Origin of the sequence: Pantoea vagans (assembly GCF_001506165.1) — a bacterium.
Taxonomy (GTDB): domain Bacteria; phylum Pseudomonadota; class Gammaproteobacteria; order Enterobacterales; family Enterobacteriaceae; genus Pantoea; species Pantoea vagans_C.
Genome location: NZ_CP011427.1, coordinates 1860611 through 1876316 on the forward strand (window position 1 = coordinate 1860611; position 15706 = coordinate 1876316).

Annotated in this window: 15 protein-coding genes; 8 read left to right on the top strand and 7 right to left on the bottom strand. The window is 54.6% G+C overall.

The features are described from left to right. Positions 1–62 precede the first annotated feature (62 nt). On the top strand, positions 63–1658 hold the full coding sequence (locus tag LK04_RS08625; RefSeq protein ID WP_039334369.1) for an ABC transporter substrate-binding protein: 1596 nt from the start codon (positions 63–65) through the stop codon (positions 1656–1658). Here LK04_RS08625 and LK04_RS08630 read toward each other — a convergent pair. Beyond that, on the bottom strand, positions 1648–2553 hold the full coding sequence (locus LK04_RS08630) for a LysR family transcriptional regulator (protein ID WP_039334371.1): 906 nt from the start codon (positions 2551–2553) through the stop codon (positions 1648–1650). The genes LK04_RS08625 and LK04_RS08630 overlap by 11 nt on opposite strands. Positions 2554–2701: 148 nt before the next feature. On the opposite strand from LK04_RS08630, the gene LK04_RS08635 reads away from it, so the two are divergent. Then, on the top strand, positions 2702–4123 hold the full coding sequence (locus LK04_RS08635) for a M20 family metallopeptidase (RefSeq protein ID WP_039334373.1): 1422 nt from the start codon (positions 2702–2704) through the stop codon (positions 4121–4123). After that, a complete protein-coding gene (locus LK04_RS08640) occupies positions 4120–5394 on the top strand; it encodes an MFS transporter (protein ID WP_039334375.1) in 1275 nt (424 codons plus the stop codon). The genes LK04_RS08635 and LK04_RS08640 overlap by 4 nt, the downstream gene beginning before the upstream one ends. Before the next feature lie 104 nt (positions 5395–5498). On the opposite strand, the gene aldA is transcribed toward LK04_RS08640, so the two are convergent. The 3 genes from aldA to LK04_RS08650 all read right to left on the bottom strand — a co-directional run bounded on the left by aldA (position 5499) and on the right by LK04_RS08650 (position 7572). Then, positions 5499–6935, bottom strand: a complete 1437-nt coding sequence (gene aldA, locus LK04_RS08645; RefSeq protein ID WP_039334377.1) for an aldehyde dehydrogenase — start codon at positions 6933–6935, stop codon at positions 5499–5501. 200 nt (positions 6936–7135) lie between these two features. Beyond that, the gene (locus LK04_RS20645; protein ID WP_008108862.1) at positions 7136–7234 is read right to left on the bottom strand and encodes a YoaK family small membrane protein; all 99 of its coding nucleotides are present in this window, start codon (positions 7232–7234) and stop codon (positions 7136–7138) included. Between the two features lie 14 nt (positions 7235–7248). After that, positions 7249–7572: a hypothetical protein gene (locus LK04_RS08650; protein WP_039334379.1), complete on the bottom strand. Its 324-nt coding sequence runs from the start codon at positions 7570–7572 to the stop codon at positions 7249–7251. Between the two features lie 366 nt (positions 7573–7938). On the opposite strand from LK04_RS08650, the gene rhaT reads away from it, so the two are divergent. Beyond that, a complete protein-coding gene (gene rhaT / locus LK04_RS08655) occupies positions 7939–8973 on the top strand; it encodes an L-rhamnose/proton symporter RhaT (RefSeq protein WP_039334381.1) in 1035 nt (344 codons plus the stop codon). Positions 8974–9008: 35 nt separating this feature from the next. On the opposite strand, the gene rhaR is transcribed toward rhaT, so the two are convergent. Then, positions 9009–9872 (bottom strand): HTH-type transcriptional activator RhaR, encoded by an 864-nt coding sequence (gene rhaR, locus LK04_RS08660; protein WP_039334384.1) that lies wholly within the window; start codon positions 9870–9872, stop codon positions 9009–9011. A gap of 12 nt (positions 9873–9884) precedes the next feature. Next, positions 9885–10706 carry an HTH-type transcriptional activator RhaS gene (gene rhaS, locus LK04_RS08665; protein ID WP_039334387.1) on the bottom strand — a complete coding sequence of 274 codons (822 nt, stop codon included), beginning with the start codon at positions 10704–10706 and terminating at the stop codon, positions 9885–9887. A gap of 288 nt (positions 10707–10994) precedes the next feature. On the opposite strand from rhaS, the gene rhaB reads away from it, so the two are divergent. The 4 genes from rhaB to rhaM are packed head-to-tail and all read left to right on the top strand — an operon-like array spanning position 10995 to position 14876. Continuing rightward, positions 10995–12476: a rhamnulokinase gene (rhaB, locus tag LK04_RS08670; RefSeq protein ID WP_039334389.1), complete on the top strand. Its 1482-nt coding sequence runs from the start codon at positions 10995–10997 to the stop codon at positions 12474–12476. Beyond that, on the top strand, positions 12460–13716 hold the full coding sequence (locus LK04_RS08675; RefSeq protein ID WP_039334391.1) for an L-rhamnose isomerase: 1257 nt from the start codon (positions 12460–12462) through the stop codon (positions 13714–13716). Before rhaB ends, LK04_RS08675 begins: the two co-directional genes overlap by 17 nt. A gap of 10 nt (positions 13717–13726) precedes the next feature. Beyond that, the gene (gene rhaD / locus LK04_RS08680; RefSeq protein ID WP_039334393.1) at positions 13727–14572 is read left to right on the top strand and encodes a rhamnulose-1-phosphate aldolase; all 846 of its coding nucleotides are present in this window, start codon (positions 13727–13729) and stop codon (positions 14570–14572) included. Continuing rightward, the gene (rhaM, locus tag LK04_RS08685; protein ID WP_039334395.1) at positions 14562–14876 is read left to right on the top strand and encodes an L-rhamnose mutarotase; all 315 of its coding nucleotides are present in this window, start codon (positions 14562–14564) and stop codon (positions 14874–14876) included. The genes rhaD and rhaM overlap by 11 nt, the downstream gene beginning before the upstream one ends. 44 nt (positions 14877–14920) lie before the next feature. Here the strand turns inward: rhaM and LK04_RS08690 are convergent, their stop codons facing one another. Beyond that, entirely contained in the window at positions 14921–15574 is a 654-nt protein-coding gene (locus LK04_RS08690) for a TetR/AcrR family transcriptional regulator (protein ID WP_039334397.1), read from the bottom strand. Positions 15575–15706 lie beyond the last annotated feature (132 nt).

The following is a 15706-nucleotide window of genomic DNA, read 5'->3' on the forward strand; positions in this document are numbered from 1 at the left end:
CATGTTAATAATCAATACATACCGATGAGGGCTCATGGAAGTCAATAAAAACGAGGTCGAAAATGAAAAAGATGATGGTGAAGTTCACACTCAGTGCCTTAGGTCTGGCACTGGCTGGCGGGGTGTCAGCGAAGACGTTGGTGTACTGTTCTGAAGGGTCTCCGGAAAACTTCAATCCACAGCTATACACCTCCGGTACCAGTGTGGATGCCAGTGCCGTGCCGATTTTCAACCGGCTGGTCGATTTCAAACCCGGCACCACTGAGCTGGTGCCCAGCCTGGCGGAAAGCTGGGACATCAGCCCAGATGGCACGGTGTACACCTTCCATCTGCGTAAGGGCGTGAAGTTCCAGAGCAATAAACTGTTTGAGCCTTCGCGTGATTTGAATGCCGATGATGTGATCTTTTCGTTTATGCGCCAACTGGACCCGAAAAATCCGTACCACAACGTCTCGGGGGGCAATTACACTAACTTCGACAGCCTTGAATTATCGAAGCTGATCAAAGGCATCGATAAAGTCGATGACAATACAGTGCGCATCACGCTGGCACATGCCGAAGCGCCGTTTCTCGCCGATCTGGCGTGGTATTTTGCCTCGATTCATTCAGCCGAATACGCAGACCAGATGTTGAAAGCCGGTACGCCAGAAAAAGTGGATATGGAACCGATTGGCACTGGACCGTTCGAGTTGGTGCAGTACCAGAAGGACTCGCGCATTCTGTATAAAGCCTTCCCGGACTACTGGCAGGGCAAAGCGAAACTGGACCGCATCGTCTTCTCCATCACGCCTGATGCCTCGGTTCGCTATGCCAAACTGGAGAAAAATGAGTGTCAGGTGATGCCATTTCCTAATCCGGCCGATCTCGACAAGATGCGCACTAACCCAGATTTAACGCTGGAGCAAAAATCCGGCTTGAACACTGGCTTCCTGTCGTTCAATACCACCAAAGCACCGCTGGATAACGTCAAAGTACGCCAGGCACTGGCGATGGCCATCAACAAGCAGGCGATCATCGACGCGATTTTCAAAGGCACCGGAACCGTGGCGAAAAATATCCTGCCGCCGGATGTGTGGAGCGCGGATAAGGATCTGAAAGATTACGACTACGACCCGCAGAAAGCCAAAGCCTTGTTACAGGAAGCTGGCATCAAGCCGGGCACCGAAATTTCATTATGGGCGATGCCGGTGCAACGTCCTTACAATCCTAATGCGCGACGCATGGCCGAGATGATTCAGGCCGATTGGGCGCAGGTGGGCATCAAAGCCAATATTGTCAGCTATGAGTGGGGTGAATACCTCAAACGCGTGAAGGGCGGCGAGCATCAGGCGGCGTTGATGGGCTGGACCACGGCAACCGGCGATCCAGATAACTTCTTTGGCCCACTTTACAGCTGCACCTCGGCAAACGGCGGCTCTAACTCATCTAAATGGTGTTATCAACCGTTTGAGAAGATCATTACCGAGGCGCGCGCTGAGCAGAACCACGACAAGCGTATAGCGCTGTATCGCGAAGCACAGCAGATCATGCACGACCAAATGCCTGCCGTGATGATTGCGCACTCCACGATTTTCGAGCCGGTGAGCAAGTCGGTCAGCGGCTATACAATTGATCCTTTTGGCAAACATATCTTCTATCCGGTCGATATTAAGAATTAGTCAACGCACTCAGCTGCTGCTGTAAAAAAGCCAAAAACACATTCAGGGCGGCGCTACGGGGCCGCCCTGATTGCGCCTGCAATTGCAGATTACGCTGGCTAAGCTGATCAATCCCCACCGACCGCAGCACCAAGCCATGGGTTTCTGCCTCCTGCAACACCGTAAAGGCACTGCAAATCGTTAAGGCCAGCGGCGTACGTAGTAAAAACTGGAACAGCGTTGAAAAGGTATCGCAGGTAATAACCGGCTCAATCAGGTTGCCGCTCATATGGCTCGCCAGCTCGAACAGTTGGCGTACCGTGGTGTTTTGCTGTGGCAGGGCCAGCGGATAGTGGCTGATGTCGCTGAGAGCCACCTGTGGTGAGCTGGCCAGCGGATGCGTCTGATGCATCACTAACAGCACCGGCGCGGGCCAGGAACCGATAACCTCAACGCCGCGCTCAGCGTGTAGGCTGAATTGCAACGCGACATCGCACTCGCCGCTGCGTAACAGTTCCGCCACGCCTTGCGTGCTGGCGACTTTAATATCAAACAAAATACCTGGATTGCCTTCGCGAAAGGTGGCTATCAGCGTGGGCAACAGCGTGAAAGCCAAGCCATCGGTGCAGGCAACGCGTATTTGCGTGCGGCGCACGGCTTTCAGCCCTTTGATCTCCGCCAGCGCATACTCCATATCCAGCATGTTTTTGCGCACGTGACTGGCAAAAATTTCCCCGGCTTCGTTCAGTACCATGCCCCGGGCATGGCGTTCAAACAGCGGCACGCCAACCTGAGTTTCCAGGCGTTGAATCTGACGGCTGATGGCGGAGACGGCAACAAACAGCTGTTCGCTGGCCGCACTGAGCGATCCCGTATTGGCGACAGCGAGAAAATAGCGGATTTCATTACTTAACATGCGCGTGCCTCATGCTGGTGCATGCCTCGAAAACGGGCAACCAAGCTTTGCTTTAAAAGCAAATCTTACTCGATAAATTGATAATTGTGGCAAAGCAGTGTTTCAGCAAAGATGACAAAACCATAATACGAATAAAAGATCAGCAAACATGACAGCACAACACGCGGTACAACAGGCCACCGCCTGGTTCGATAGCGGGGAATTTCAGCGGATACTGGCACGGCGCGTCACGCAGCGTACCGAAAGCCAGCGTCAGGATCGCGACAGCGAATTACAGCGTTATTTACAGGATGAGATTGGCCCGCAGCTGATTGCGCTGGGCTTTACCCTGCATTTTATTGAGAACAGCGAAGCCGCTCATCGTCCTTTCCTGGTGGCCGTGCGCATCGAAGATCCCGCATTGCCGACCTTGCTGAGTTACGGGCATGGTGATGTGGTATTCGGCGATGATGAAAACTGGCGCGAAGGTTTATCGCCCTGGCAGTTGGTCGAAGAAGGCGATCGTTGGTACGCGCGCGGCAGCGCAGACAACAAAGGCCAGCACTGTGTGAATCTGGCGGCGTTGGAGCAGGTGTTCCAAGCGCGCGGTGGCCGCCTCGGCTTTAACTGCAAACTGCTGTTTGAGATGGGCGAAGAGATCAGCTCACCGGGTCTGGCGCAACTGTGCCAGCAGCATGGTGAACTGTTAAAAGCGGACCTGTTTATCGCTTCCGATGGTCCGCGTTTGAATGCGGTGCGACCGACTTTATTCCTCGGCTCACGCGGCGCGGTGAATTTCCGTCTGACCATTACCGCCCGCGACAACGCCTACCACTCTGGCAACTGGGGTGGCTTACTCACCAATCCGGGTACACAACTGGCGAATGCCATTGCCTCACTGGTTAACGCGCAGGGCGTGTTACAGGTTGAAGCGCTAAAACCGAATTCGCTGACCCAGCAGGTGCGCGACATCCTCAGTGATATCGAAGTGGGTGGCATGCCAGGCGACCCCGAAATCGACGCGAACTGGGGCGAGCCGTTATTGACGCCAACAGAGCGTCTGTACGGTTGGAATACCTTGGAGGTGCTGTCATTCCTGACCGGTAACCCCGCGCGACCGATGAATGCCATCCCTGGTGAAGCAACAGCGGTATGTCAGCTGCGCTTTGTGGTCGGCACCGATTGGCAGAATCTGGCGCAACATATCAGCGACCATCTTGCGCAGCAGAGCTTTGGCTATGTGAAGGTCGAGTTTATGCGGGGATCACCGGCCACCAGGCTGGATCCGACCGATCCGCTGGTGGATTGGGTGTTATCCAGCATGGCAGAAACCAGCGGCAAAAAGCCGGCGCTGTTACCGAATCTGGGCGGCTCACTGCCTAACGAAGTGTTCTCCGACATTCTCGGCCTCCCCACGCTATGGGTTCCGCACTCTTATCCGGCCTGTGGTCAGCATGGCGTCAACGAACATATGTTGAAGTCGATCGCGCGTGAAGGTCTGCAAATGATGACCCGGCTGCTGTGGGATCTCGGTGAGAAAGGCAGCGATTTAGTGGCACAGCATCGTAAACATACAGGAGGTGCAGCATGAGCACCCTCAACACGGCGGCACCGCTGAGTGCGACCAAGCCAAATCTGCACAAAACGCTGTTTGCCACCTGTATCGGTAATGCGCTGGAGTGGTTTGATATCGCGGTGTATGGCTTCTTTGCCAGCTATATTGCCCATGCTTTCTTCCCAACCAGCGACCCCTCGGTGTCGTTGTTACTGACGTTTGGCAGCTTCGGTGTTTCATTCCTGATCCGTCCGCTGGGCGCAATTGTATTGGGTAACTATGCCGACCGTCATGGTCGTAAAAAAGCCTTACTGTTATCGATCAACCTGATGATGTTGGGCGGCGCGGTGATTACCTTTATGCCGGGTTACGCCAGTATTGGTTTGATGGCACCGATTCTGATTTTGCTGGCGCGTCTGGTGCAGGGGTTCTCTGCGGGCGGGGAATTTGGCAGCTCAACCGCGTTTCTGGTGGAACATTTTCCCGAGCGCAAAGCCTTTATCGCCAGTTGGCAGTTTGCTACACAGGGTGCCAGTACTTTGATGGCTTCGGCGTTTGGCCTTGGGCTGACGCAGATCCTCAGTGAAAGCCAGATTCAGGAGTGGGGCTGGCGTATACCGTTTGCCTTCGGCCTGTTGATTGGTCCGTTAGGGATTTATATCCGTCGCCACGTGCATGAACCTGCCAGCTTCGAGGCACAACAGCCTGAAGCCGCACCGCTCAAGCGTCTGTTTGGGCGTCAGAAAGAGCTGATGTTGTTGGCGATTGGCCTGATGGTGATCTCAACGGCAGTCAACTATATGCTGAACTACGTGCCGACCTACGCCACCAAAAATCTGCATTTATCCGGTTCGGTTGCCTTTACCGCTACTTTGCTGGCGGGCGTGATTCTTACCGTTGTGACGCCAGTCATGGGGTTGTGGGCAGAGCGTGTAGGACGTGTGCCGCTGATGTGGGGCTCACTGATTTTGCTGATCGTCACTATCTATCCGGCGTTCAAACTGGTGGTCAATCACACCACGCCGACCACCCTGATTATTTTGGTGTGCTGGATGGCCTTGCTTAAGTCGATCTACTTCTCGACCGTGCCCTCGGTGATGGCGGACTTGTTCCCGATTGGTACCCGAGCCAGCGGCATGGCGATCAGCTATAACGTGGCAGTGACGGTATTTGGTGGCTTTGCACCGTTGATTTGTACGCTGTTGATCAATGCGACAGGTACCAGCCTGGCACCAGGTTACTACCTGATGGCGATGTCAGTGCTAAGTGGATTGGCACTGCTGCGCAGCCAGAAGCGCGTGTCCTGAGTTGCGGGGGCGGCCTGAAGGCCGCCCCCTGTTTGCGCAATAAATTGCGCCGCTACGTTTCCCTGCAAACTTCAGGCTGGCAGGGTGCCAGCCTGAAGTTTTAATTAAGAGAACTGCAAATACGCCACGTGTGTTTGCAGATACTCCTCCAGACCATGACGTCCATCGGCACCGCCAATTCCCGATTTACGCCAGCCCGCATGGAAGCCTTGCATCGCTTCGAAGTTTTCGCGATTGATGTAAGTTTCGCCAAACTTCAGCTGACGCAGCGCGATCATTGCGGTGTTCAGATTCTGGGTATAAATCGATGAGGTCAGGCCATACTCGCAGTCATTGGCCAATGCCACTGCTTCATCCAGCGTCTTAAATGTCATCACCGGCAGGACGGGTCCAAAGATCTCTTCACGCATGATCTCCATCTCCTGACGCACGCCGGTAATGATGGTGGGCTCAAAGTAGAAGCCTTTGTCGCCTGCGCGTTTGCCGCCTAACACCACTTTACCGCCGTCCGCTACCGCATTGGCCACCTTCTGCTCTACGCGCCCGAGCGCCGCTGCTGTGATCAGCGGCCCCATATCGATATCAGTTTGTTCCGCCGGGTTACCGAATTTCACTTGTTTCATCGCCGCGGTGAGCGCAGTGATAAAGCGGTCGTAAATGCCTTCCTGCACATAAACACGTTCTGCACAGTTACACACTTGTCCGGTATTGATCACGCGAGAGCTGACAATCGCTTTTACCGCCAGTTCAAGATCGGCGTCATCCATCACGATAGCTGGAGCCTTACCGCCGAGTTCCAGCGACACTTTGGTGACATTTTTGGCCGCCGCTTCCATGGTGGCGATGCCCGCACCTACGCTGCCCGTTAAACTGACCAAACCCACGGTAGGGTTAGCGGCCAGTTCCTGGCCCACTTCTGGACCGTAGCCATACACGAAGTTGATTACACCTTTCGGCAGACCAATCTCATCGATAATTTGGGCAAAAATAGCCGCGTTGTTTGGCGTCAACTCGCTGGGTTTGATGGCGATGGTATTGCCGGTGATCAGGGCAGGCGCCGCTTTACGCGCAATCAGGAAAAACGGGAAGTTCCATGGCAGGATGCCCGTGGTGACGCCGATGGCTTTCTTAAACACGAAAATGTTTTCATTTGGGCGGTCGCTGTTAACGATTTCGCCTTCGTAACGACGCGCCCACTCGGACATATAGTCCAGATAATCGGCGGTGAACATCACTTCGGTTTGCGCCAGGCCTTGCGTCTTACCGCCTTCTGCCACGATGGTGGCGGTGAGTTCCGGCTCACGCTGACGAATAGCGGTGGCAATCTTACGCAGCCATTGACCACGCTCCACTGCGGGCAGCGCTTCCCAACCGGGTTGCGCAGCTTCTGCAGCAGCAATCGCCTGTGCGGCGTCTTGCCGGGTGCCTTCAGGGATGCGTGAGAGCAGCGCTTCGGTGGCAGGGTTGATCACTTCAATCCATTTATCATGCTGGTCGGCTACAAACGCGCCATTAATGTAATGTTGATGGTGTGTTGTCATATGTAGGGCTCCGCGATCGGTTTCGTTAATTTTGTGTGAAATGCAGAGTGAAACAGATCAAGGTGTAGCACCTTTTTGTCATTGCCAGCGCAGATGAGGGGATGGCAGAGAAGGGAAGAACAGCACGACAGACGCAGCATTCCTGATGAAATGCCGCGCATTCAGCGGGTTAGCAATCCGAAGGAATTGTTCTTAAAAACTCAGGAACCGGGCATCGCGGCGCCACTGGCGATAAACCAGGCAAGGAAACTGACGCCAGCAATGATGATGGCAATGGGGAAAAGTAGTCCGATTTTCATAGCGATCCTGAGTGTTAAGCGAGTTGAACGATGGCGCGGTGCGTCTTCATCATACTAAATAACTGGAATTGCGTAGCGTCATCTACCTGGCGCAGATGTTCGCCTTTTTGATAATGAATACGGTGAACGTGCCCGAGTTGACGCCACACCACAATCGCCGACGCCAGCAAGGCGCAGTTCTCTTCACTCTGAACACAATCGAGTGTGGCATAGCGATCTTCATCTAATCCATTAATGAAAACGTTCAACGCCTGAGGCGGTACGATGGCGCGGATGTCATCCAGCATCACGCGGCTTACCGGGTGTGACAGCAGCAGCGTCAACCTTTTGCTATTCATCTCAATCCTTCGTTCCGATGATTTTTCCAACGTTATACGGCGATAACGTCTCCTGGGGAAGCACAGAGGCCGACTTTGTATGGGTGCCATGTTACGCAGCAAGCTGGCAGTCAGTCAAAAACTGTGTTGATCAACACAACAAAAAAGAAAAATATCCCCAATAATAAGTCACTTATAAAAAATAATCGCTGTTTTAACTGCAAAACCGATTTTGTGATCCTGGTGTTGAAGACCCGCCGAATATTGCCAGCACTCTACGCTTTCCGGCAGCCATTCAAAGGCTGACGAAAAGCGGCGCACCGTAGACTGCCAGTAATCGGGAAACTCTCGGTTTCCTGTGGGCCTCAACCTTACGAAGGAATAACAATGAACAGTGCCATTCTTGCCGGTATTTTATGGCATCTGGTGGGTGCCGCCAGTGCCGCATGTTTTTATGCTCCGTTTAAGCAGGTAAAAAAGTGGTCATGGGAAACAATGTGGTCAGTGGGTGGCGTGATGTCGTGGCTGATCCTGCCATGGGCGGTCAGTGCCGTGCTGCTGCCCAACTTCTGGGCGTACTACAGCAGTTTTAGCCTCTCGCAACTGTTGCCGGTGTTTCTGTTTGGTGCCATGTGGGGCGTCGGGAACATCAACTACGGTTTGACCATGCGTTATCTCGGCATGTCGATGGGCATCGGGATTGCCATCGGGATTACGCTGGTGGTCGGCACGCTGATGACACCGCTACTGCAGGGCCGCTTCGTTGAGCTGTTCAGTTCACCGGGTGGACGAATGACACTGCTCGGCGTGTTGGTGGCGTTAGTGGGGGTGGCGATTGTCTCGCGTGCGGGGTTGTTAAAAGAGCGTGCACTTGGCATCAATGCGGAAGAGTTTAACCTGAAGAAAGGGTTAGTGCTGGCGGTGCTGTGCGGCATCTTCTCGGCGGGCATGTCGTTCGCCATGGATGCAGCAAAACCGATGCATGAAGCAGCGGCGAACCTGGGCATTGACCCGCTGTATGTGGCACTGCCGAGCTATGTGGTGATTATGGGCGGCGGGGCGTTGGTGAATCTGGCATTCTGCTTTATCCGCCTGGCGGTGAAACCAGAATTGTCGGTTCGTCGGGATTTCTCGGTGGCCAAACCGATGCTGATAGCCAACATCGCCTTCGCGGTTCTTGGCGGCACCATGTGGTATCTGCAGTTCTTCTTCTATGCGTGGGGCCACGCCAAGATCCCGCCACAGTATGATTTTGTCAGCTGGATGCTGCACATGAGCCTGTATGTATTGTGCGGCGGGCTGGTTGGCTTGATTTTGAAAGAATGGAATGCGGTAGGGAAACGTCCGGTGCGCGTGTTGTCCCTGGGGTGTGTGGTGATCATCATCGCCGCAAACATTGTCGGCTTGGGCATGGCTAACTAAAGACGCCATGAGAGCCTGACGTGCTATCTGCATCGTCAGGCTTTTGAGGTGTCCTGAGGCTCGCGCTGTGGCACAAAGCGCTGACGCCAGGCACTCGGCGTCAAGCCGGTATCCCGCGTGAACACCACCGAAAAGTAGTTACTGTCATCAAAGCCGCAGCGTGCGGCGACTTCACTGATCAAACAATCCTGAGTGCGCAGCAGATACTTCGCCTGACACAATTGCAGCTGGCGCAAATAGTGCCCAACCGTCATTCCTGTTTGTTGCCGGAAAAGCTGTTTCAGTGCACGTTCATTGAGTTGATTTTGCTGGCAGAACAGATTGAGATCGAACGGACGATGCAGCGCGCCTTGTAAAGCCGACATCAGTAGATCGAGCTGTTCTCCCTCTGGCAGCGCCCACGGGCGATCGGCGGCATAGCCATGGCGACGCAATATCAACGCTAATTGCAGGAACAGCGCTTCAGAAAGTTGAATGGATAATGAATCACTTTTGCGGCTTTCGCGTTCAAGTTGACTGATCACTCCGCGCGCCAGCGCCATGCCGCGCGTGGTTAAGCGCCAGCAGCTGGGCGCATCAGCCTCTTCCGGTGGCAGCAGTTGGCTCCAGTCCAGACTCAAACGGAAACGATCGCGGCAGTAAAGGATGTTATCCAACGCCAAATCGTTGACGCTGTCATAGCTGTGACAGTCATTATCACGGATGTAGAACACGTCCCCGCAGGTAATCAGCCAGGGGCGATCGTTCAGCACATGCAAGCCATTGCCACGCCAGACAATGACAATCTCACTGAACTCATGGCGATGAGGGGGGAAGGAGGGTTGCGGCATGCGTTCGGCCACCGCTATCGGCAGACTGGTGGCCGGGAAATAGTCTTCGCGCTTCAATATCAGCGACATGAAAAACTCCGATTACATCATCTGCTGGCGCTCCGCTCGGGGCGCGCAGCCAAATTCTCGCCGGAACAGGGTAGAAAAGTGGTTGCTATCACCAAATCCACACTGGTAAGCGATGTCGGTAATGCGCATATCACTATGACGCAATAGATGTCTTGCCTGCAGTAGACGCAACCGATTGAGATAGCGCTGCGGCGTATTACCCGTTTGCTGTTTCATCTGACGATGCAGCGTACGCAACGACAGCGAGAAACGATCGGCCAACGCATCCCACACGATATCTTCACTGTAGTGCTCATTGAGCCAGTCCAGCAACCGATGCAGACGTGCTTCCTGATCCTGCGCTTGATCGTTGTGACCGGCTTCGCGCAGCAGCACCAGCAGTTGCAAAAACAGTTGCTCCTGGTGCGCCTGGCGCTCCAGTGACCAGATCGCTTGCTGCTTCATCTGCGTCACAATGTGCAACGCCTGCGCCATAACCTTGTTGTTAATACGCCAGTGCGAACTGTAGTTGCCATCCTCTTCTCCCGGCAGCAGTGACTGCAAGCCGGAAAGAAAGCGAAACGCCGCGGGACTGCGATACAGCACATTGGTCAGACACAGATTGTCCGTTTGTTCATACAGATGACGGTCGTGATCGCGGATAAAACAGACGCAACCGGCACATAAGGTTTGCGGCTGACCATTAAACACGTGGATGCCGGAACCTTGTTCAACCAGCACAATTTCATGGAAATCATGATGATGTTCGGGGAAGGCCGACTGCGGTACGCGCGGCTCAATGGCAATCGCGTAGTTTCCCTCAGGAAAGAAATCTGTACTGTGCAAAACGGTCATGATGCGCCTCTCGTTAACAACTTTGCAACCGAGTCTACTCAGGCGTTCGGCACCTTACCTTGAAATTTGAACCGTCCAGCGCAGGAAAATGGCGTTTTATTCAAGATCGCCCAAGTGTTTGATGGAAATGCGGTAACGCTCACAACTCTACCCTGATGCGGTTCTGTGAGCTCTCTCACGATCATCTTTGCCCGTCTGCCAGACACTTTCACGCGCTGGCAGTAAGGGGAAGGTGCCAGAACCTCAGGATTTATACGCTAGAGCCCTCTCATCACAGGAAGAAACGCCATGAGTATGCGTAACATTGTTGCCATTGATTTAGGCGCATCCAGCGGGCGCGTGATGCTCGCGCAGTGGACCTCGACCAGCCAAAAGCTAAGCCTGCGTGAAGTGTGCCGCTTTCCCAATCAACGTATACGCCGTGCGGGCTACGACTGCTGGGACCTTGACCGTCTGGAGCAAGAGATTCGGGCTGGGTTAGCACAGCTGGATGATGAGGGCATCGTGCTGGACAGTATCGGTATTGATACCTGGGGCGTGGACCTGGTGCTGCTGGATGCCAACGGGAATCGTGTCGGTGAGGCGGTGAGTTATCGTGACCCGCGCACTGACGGGCAGATGTCGCAGGCCATCAACGATCTCGGAAAGGCGGCCATCTACCAACGCACCGGCATTCAGTTTCTGCCCTTCAACACGATCTATCAACTGCGCGCGCTGCACCAGCAGCAGCCAGACTGGCAAGCGCAGGTGAAACACGCGCTGATGATCCCGGATTATCTGCATTACCGTCTGACCGGCAGGATGAACTGGGAATACACCAACGCCACCACCACGCAGTTACTGAACATCGAAACCGGTGAGTGGGACAGCGATCTGCTGGCCTGGGCGGGCGTTGATGCCGCCTGGTTTGGCAAGCCCAGCGCGCCAGGCAACACCGTGGGTTACTGGTCAAATGCCACGGGTAAAGCGATTCCCGTTATTGCCGTGGCAACCCACGACACCGCCAGTGCGGTAGTCGCCACGCCACTGATGCAGGATGATGCTGCCTACCTCAGCTCCGGCACCTGGTCGTTAATGGGCATTGAAAGTTTGCAGCCCTGTGTCAGCGCCGCTGCGTTGAAAGCCAACATCACCAATGAAGGCGGTGCAGAGGGTTACCGGGTATTAAAGAATATCATGGGCTTATGGCTCCTCCAGCGCGTATGCAGTGAGCTGCATATCTCAGATCTCTGCGTCTTGATTGGCGAGGCAGCGCAAGAGCCCGCCTGTCGCACGTTGATCAATCCCAACCACCACCGTTTTATTAATCCCAATAGCATGGTGCAGGAAATACAGAACGCCTGTGCCGAGCAACATATGCCAATTCCGCACACCCCTGCGGCTCTTGCGCGCACCATCTTTGACAGCCTGGCGTTGCTGTACCGCCAGGTGATCGGCGAGCTTAGCCAGTTGCGCGATGCGCCAATACGCCAGCTCCATGTGGTGGGCGGGGGGAGCCAGAATCCGCTGTTGAACCAGTTATGCGCCGATGCCTGTCAGTTACCGGTACTCGCCGGACCGATTGAAGCCTCAACCCTGGGGAATGTCGGCTGCCAGCTGATTGCACTCGGTGAGTTGCGCGATGTGGCCGATTTACGCCGCTGCATCAGCCAGAATTTCCCGTTAGAAACTTTTGAACCTCAGCGCTCAAGCGTCTTCGCAGCCCACCAGGCACGATTTTCCGCGCTGAGCCAACCTGCTAAGGAACTTGCTTATGACAAAGCTGATTGAACAAGCTTATGAACTGGCTAAACAACGTTACGCTGCCGTAGGAATTGATGTGGAGCAGGTGATGACGCAATTGGATGGGATTCCTGTGTCGATGCACTGCTGGCAAGGGGATGACGTGCGCGGCTTCGAAAACCCCAACGGCGAACTCACCGGCGGGATTCAGGCCACAGGTAACTATCCGGGACGCGCGCGTAATGCGCATGAACTGCGCGCCGATATCGAAAAAGCCATGTCGCTGATTCCAGGCGCTAAGCGCCTCAATCTGCACGCCATCTATCTGGAAAGCGACACGCCGGTAGAACGTGATGCTATCGAACCGCAACACTTCAGCCACTGGGTGGAGTGGGCAAAACAGCATAAATTAGGGCTCGATTTTAATCCAAGCTGCTTCTCGCATCCTTTAAGTGCCGATGGTTTTACCCTGTCACACGCTGACAAAGGCATCCGCCAGTTCTGGATTGATCACTGCAAGGCCAGTCGCCGCATCTCGGCACATTTTGGTGAACAACTGGGCACGCCCTCAGTGATGAACATCTGGGTTCCGGACGGTATGAAAGATCTCACCATTGATCGCCTGGCGCCGCGTGAACGTTTAGCCAGCGCGCTGGATGAAGTGATCAGCGAAAAACTCGATGCCAGTCATCATATCGACGCCGTCGAAAGTAAGTTATTCGGGATTGGTGCCGAGAGTTACACCGTGGGATCCAATGAGTTTTGCCTTGGCTACGCTGCCAGCCGCCAGACCGCGCTGACGCTTGATGCCGGGCATTTCCATCCCACTGAAGTGATCTCCGACAAAATCTCCACCGCGATGCTGTATGTCCCGCGCCTGTTATTGCACGTCAGCCGTCCGGTGCGTTGGGACAGCGACCATGTGGTGCTGCTGGATGATGAAACCCAGGCTATTGCCACTGAAATTGCGCGTAACAAGCTGTTCAACAAAGTGCATATCGGCCTCGACTTCTTTGATGCTTCTATCAACCGCATCGCGGCGTGGGTGATTGGTACCCGCAATGCCAAAAAGGCGTTACTGCGTGCGCTGTTGGAGCCGAGTGACCAACTGCGCAAACTGGAGCAGGAGGGGGATTACACCGCACGTCTGGCGCTGCTGGAGGAGCAAAAGTCATTGCCATGGCAGGCTGTCTGGGAAGCCTGGTGCTTGCGTCACGATGTCCCTGCTGATGCCAGTTGGCTCAGCGAAGTCCGTCATTATGAACAACAAACACTGCGTCTACGTTAAGGGATAACCCATGCAAAACACGATTCTCGCTTCTTCATTTGTGCAGGATATGGTCAAGGCGACCAGTGATATGTGGTTAAAAGGCTGGGACGAGCGCAACGGGGGCAATGTCAGTTTGCGCTTGCTGCCGGAAGAGGCGCTGGCCTGGTCAGCTGATTTTTATGCCGAACCGCGCTGCATCGAGTTAACCAAACCCGCACCGGCACTGGCGAATGACTGGTTCCTGGTGACCGGCTCGGGCAAATTTTTCCGCAATGTGCAGCTTGATCCCGCCGACTGCCTGGCGTTACTTCAGGTTGACGACAAAGGGCTGTCCTACAAAATTCACTGGGGTTTGAGTCACGGTGGCTTGCCAACGTCAGAGCTGGCGGCTCATTTCCAGTCGCACAGCGTGCGCAAGCAGGTCTCTAACGGCGCTGACCGCGTCATTATGCACTGCCATGCCACGAATTTTATGGCGTTGAGTTATGTGGTGAACCTTGATTCTGCACGCTTCACCCGTTTGCTGTGGGAAGGCAGCACCGAGTGTCTGGTGGTGTTCCCGGATGGCGTTGGCATCCTGCCGTGGATGGTGCCGGGTACCGATCAGATCGGCCAGGCTACTGCGGATGCCATGGCATCACACAGTCTGGTGATGTGGCCGTTCCACGGTATCTTTGGTGCAGGCCCGAATCTGGATGAAACTTTTGGCCTGATCGATACCGCAGAGAAGTCCTCTGAAGTGGTGGTGAAAGCCTTGTCGATGGGCGGCATTCGCCAGAGTATCACCACGGAACAGTTGGTCGCCTTGGGTGAACGCTTTAATGTCAAACCCTGGCCAGCGGCACTGCAGGCGGAGCGCAGCGATGTTGCGTAAAGCCTTTGTGATGCAGGTGCATGCGCACTGTCACGATGAGTACTTGCGCCGACACTCGCCCATCTGGCCGGAGTTGGAAGCAACGTTGAAGGCCCACGGTGCGCACAACTATGCGATTTGGCTGGATGCCGAGCGTGACCTGTTGTTCGCCAGCGTGGAGATTGAATCAGAAGCGCGCTGGGAAGCGGTGGCGAATACCGAAATATGCCAGCGCTGGTGGGCCTCGATGAAAGATTTGATGCCGTCAAACGCGGATAACAGCCCGGTCAGTGCTGCATTAAAACCGATGTTTTTTATGCCTTAGCATCGGAGTTGAAGGGCGCACCCTGGTGCGGTGCGCCCAACCGGTTACTTCGCGGTTAGCTCACAGTATCCCGCCAACGCGGGCCAAATGGCCATCTGCGTATCCACAATTTTGTCTAAATCATCGCGTGCTGCACCTTCGCGTGCGCGCACGGACATGCCTTGCAACAGGCAGGCTAAAAAACGCGCCAGGGTTGCGCTGTCAGCGCATTGCGGCAACTCACCACGCTGCTGTCGGCTATCCAGGAACTGCTGCAAAGCGCGTTCCTGAGCGTGATGCTGCTGCGCCAGCATATGGGCGATCTCTTCCGAACCCGATGAGAGGGCGCTGGATGTACAAATAAAGAAGCATCCAGCCGGTTTATCACACTCGGTAAAACAGGCCGCAGTGGCGCGGAAATAGGCTTCAATAGCCGTTTTCACATCGAGAGTGTCATCGTTAAGCACCGCGTTACGCTGGGCGCTAAAGGTTTCGATATAGCGCTGCATCGCGGCGCGAAACAGACCCTCTTTATTTTCAAATTCTGCATACAGCGTTGGCGCTTTTGCACCGGTTGCATTGACCAAATCAGACAGCGATGTGCCTTCATAGCCATGCGCCCAGAACAACATCAATGCTTTGTCTAATGCATCGTTGCGGTCAAACACTTTTGGGCGGCCACGCGTTTTGCGGTTAACCGTGTCGATAACTTCCGTCATAGCGCACCTCAATGCGTTTTGAACATACAAATAAATTACCGATCATTAAATAAAGATGCAAGCGTCGTAGTGCTTGCCAGTTAAGAGAATGGCGTTAACGCCGTCTGGAGCCGCACCGGGGCTGGCGGTCCT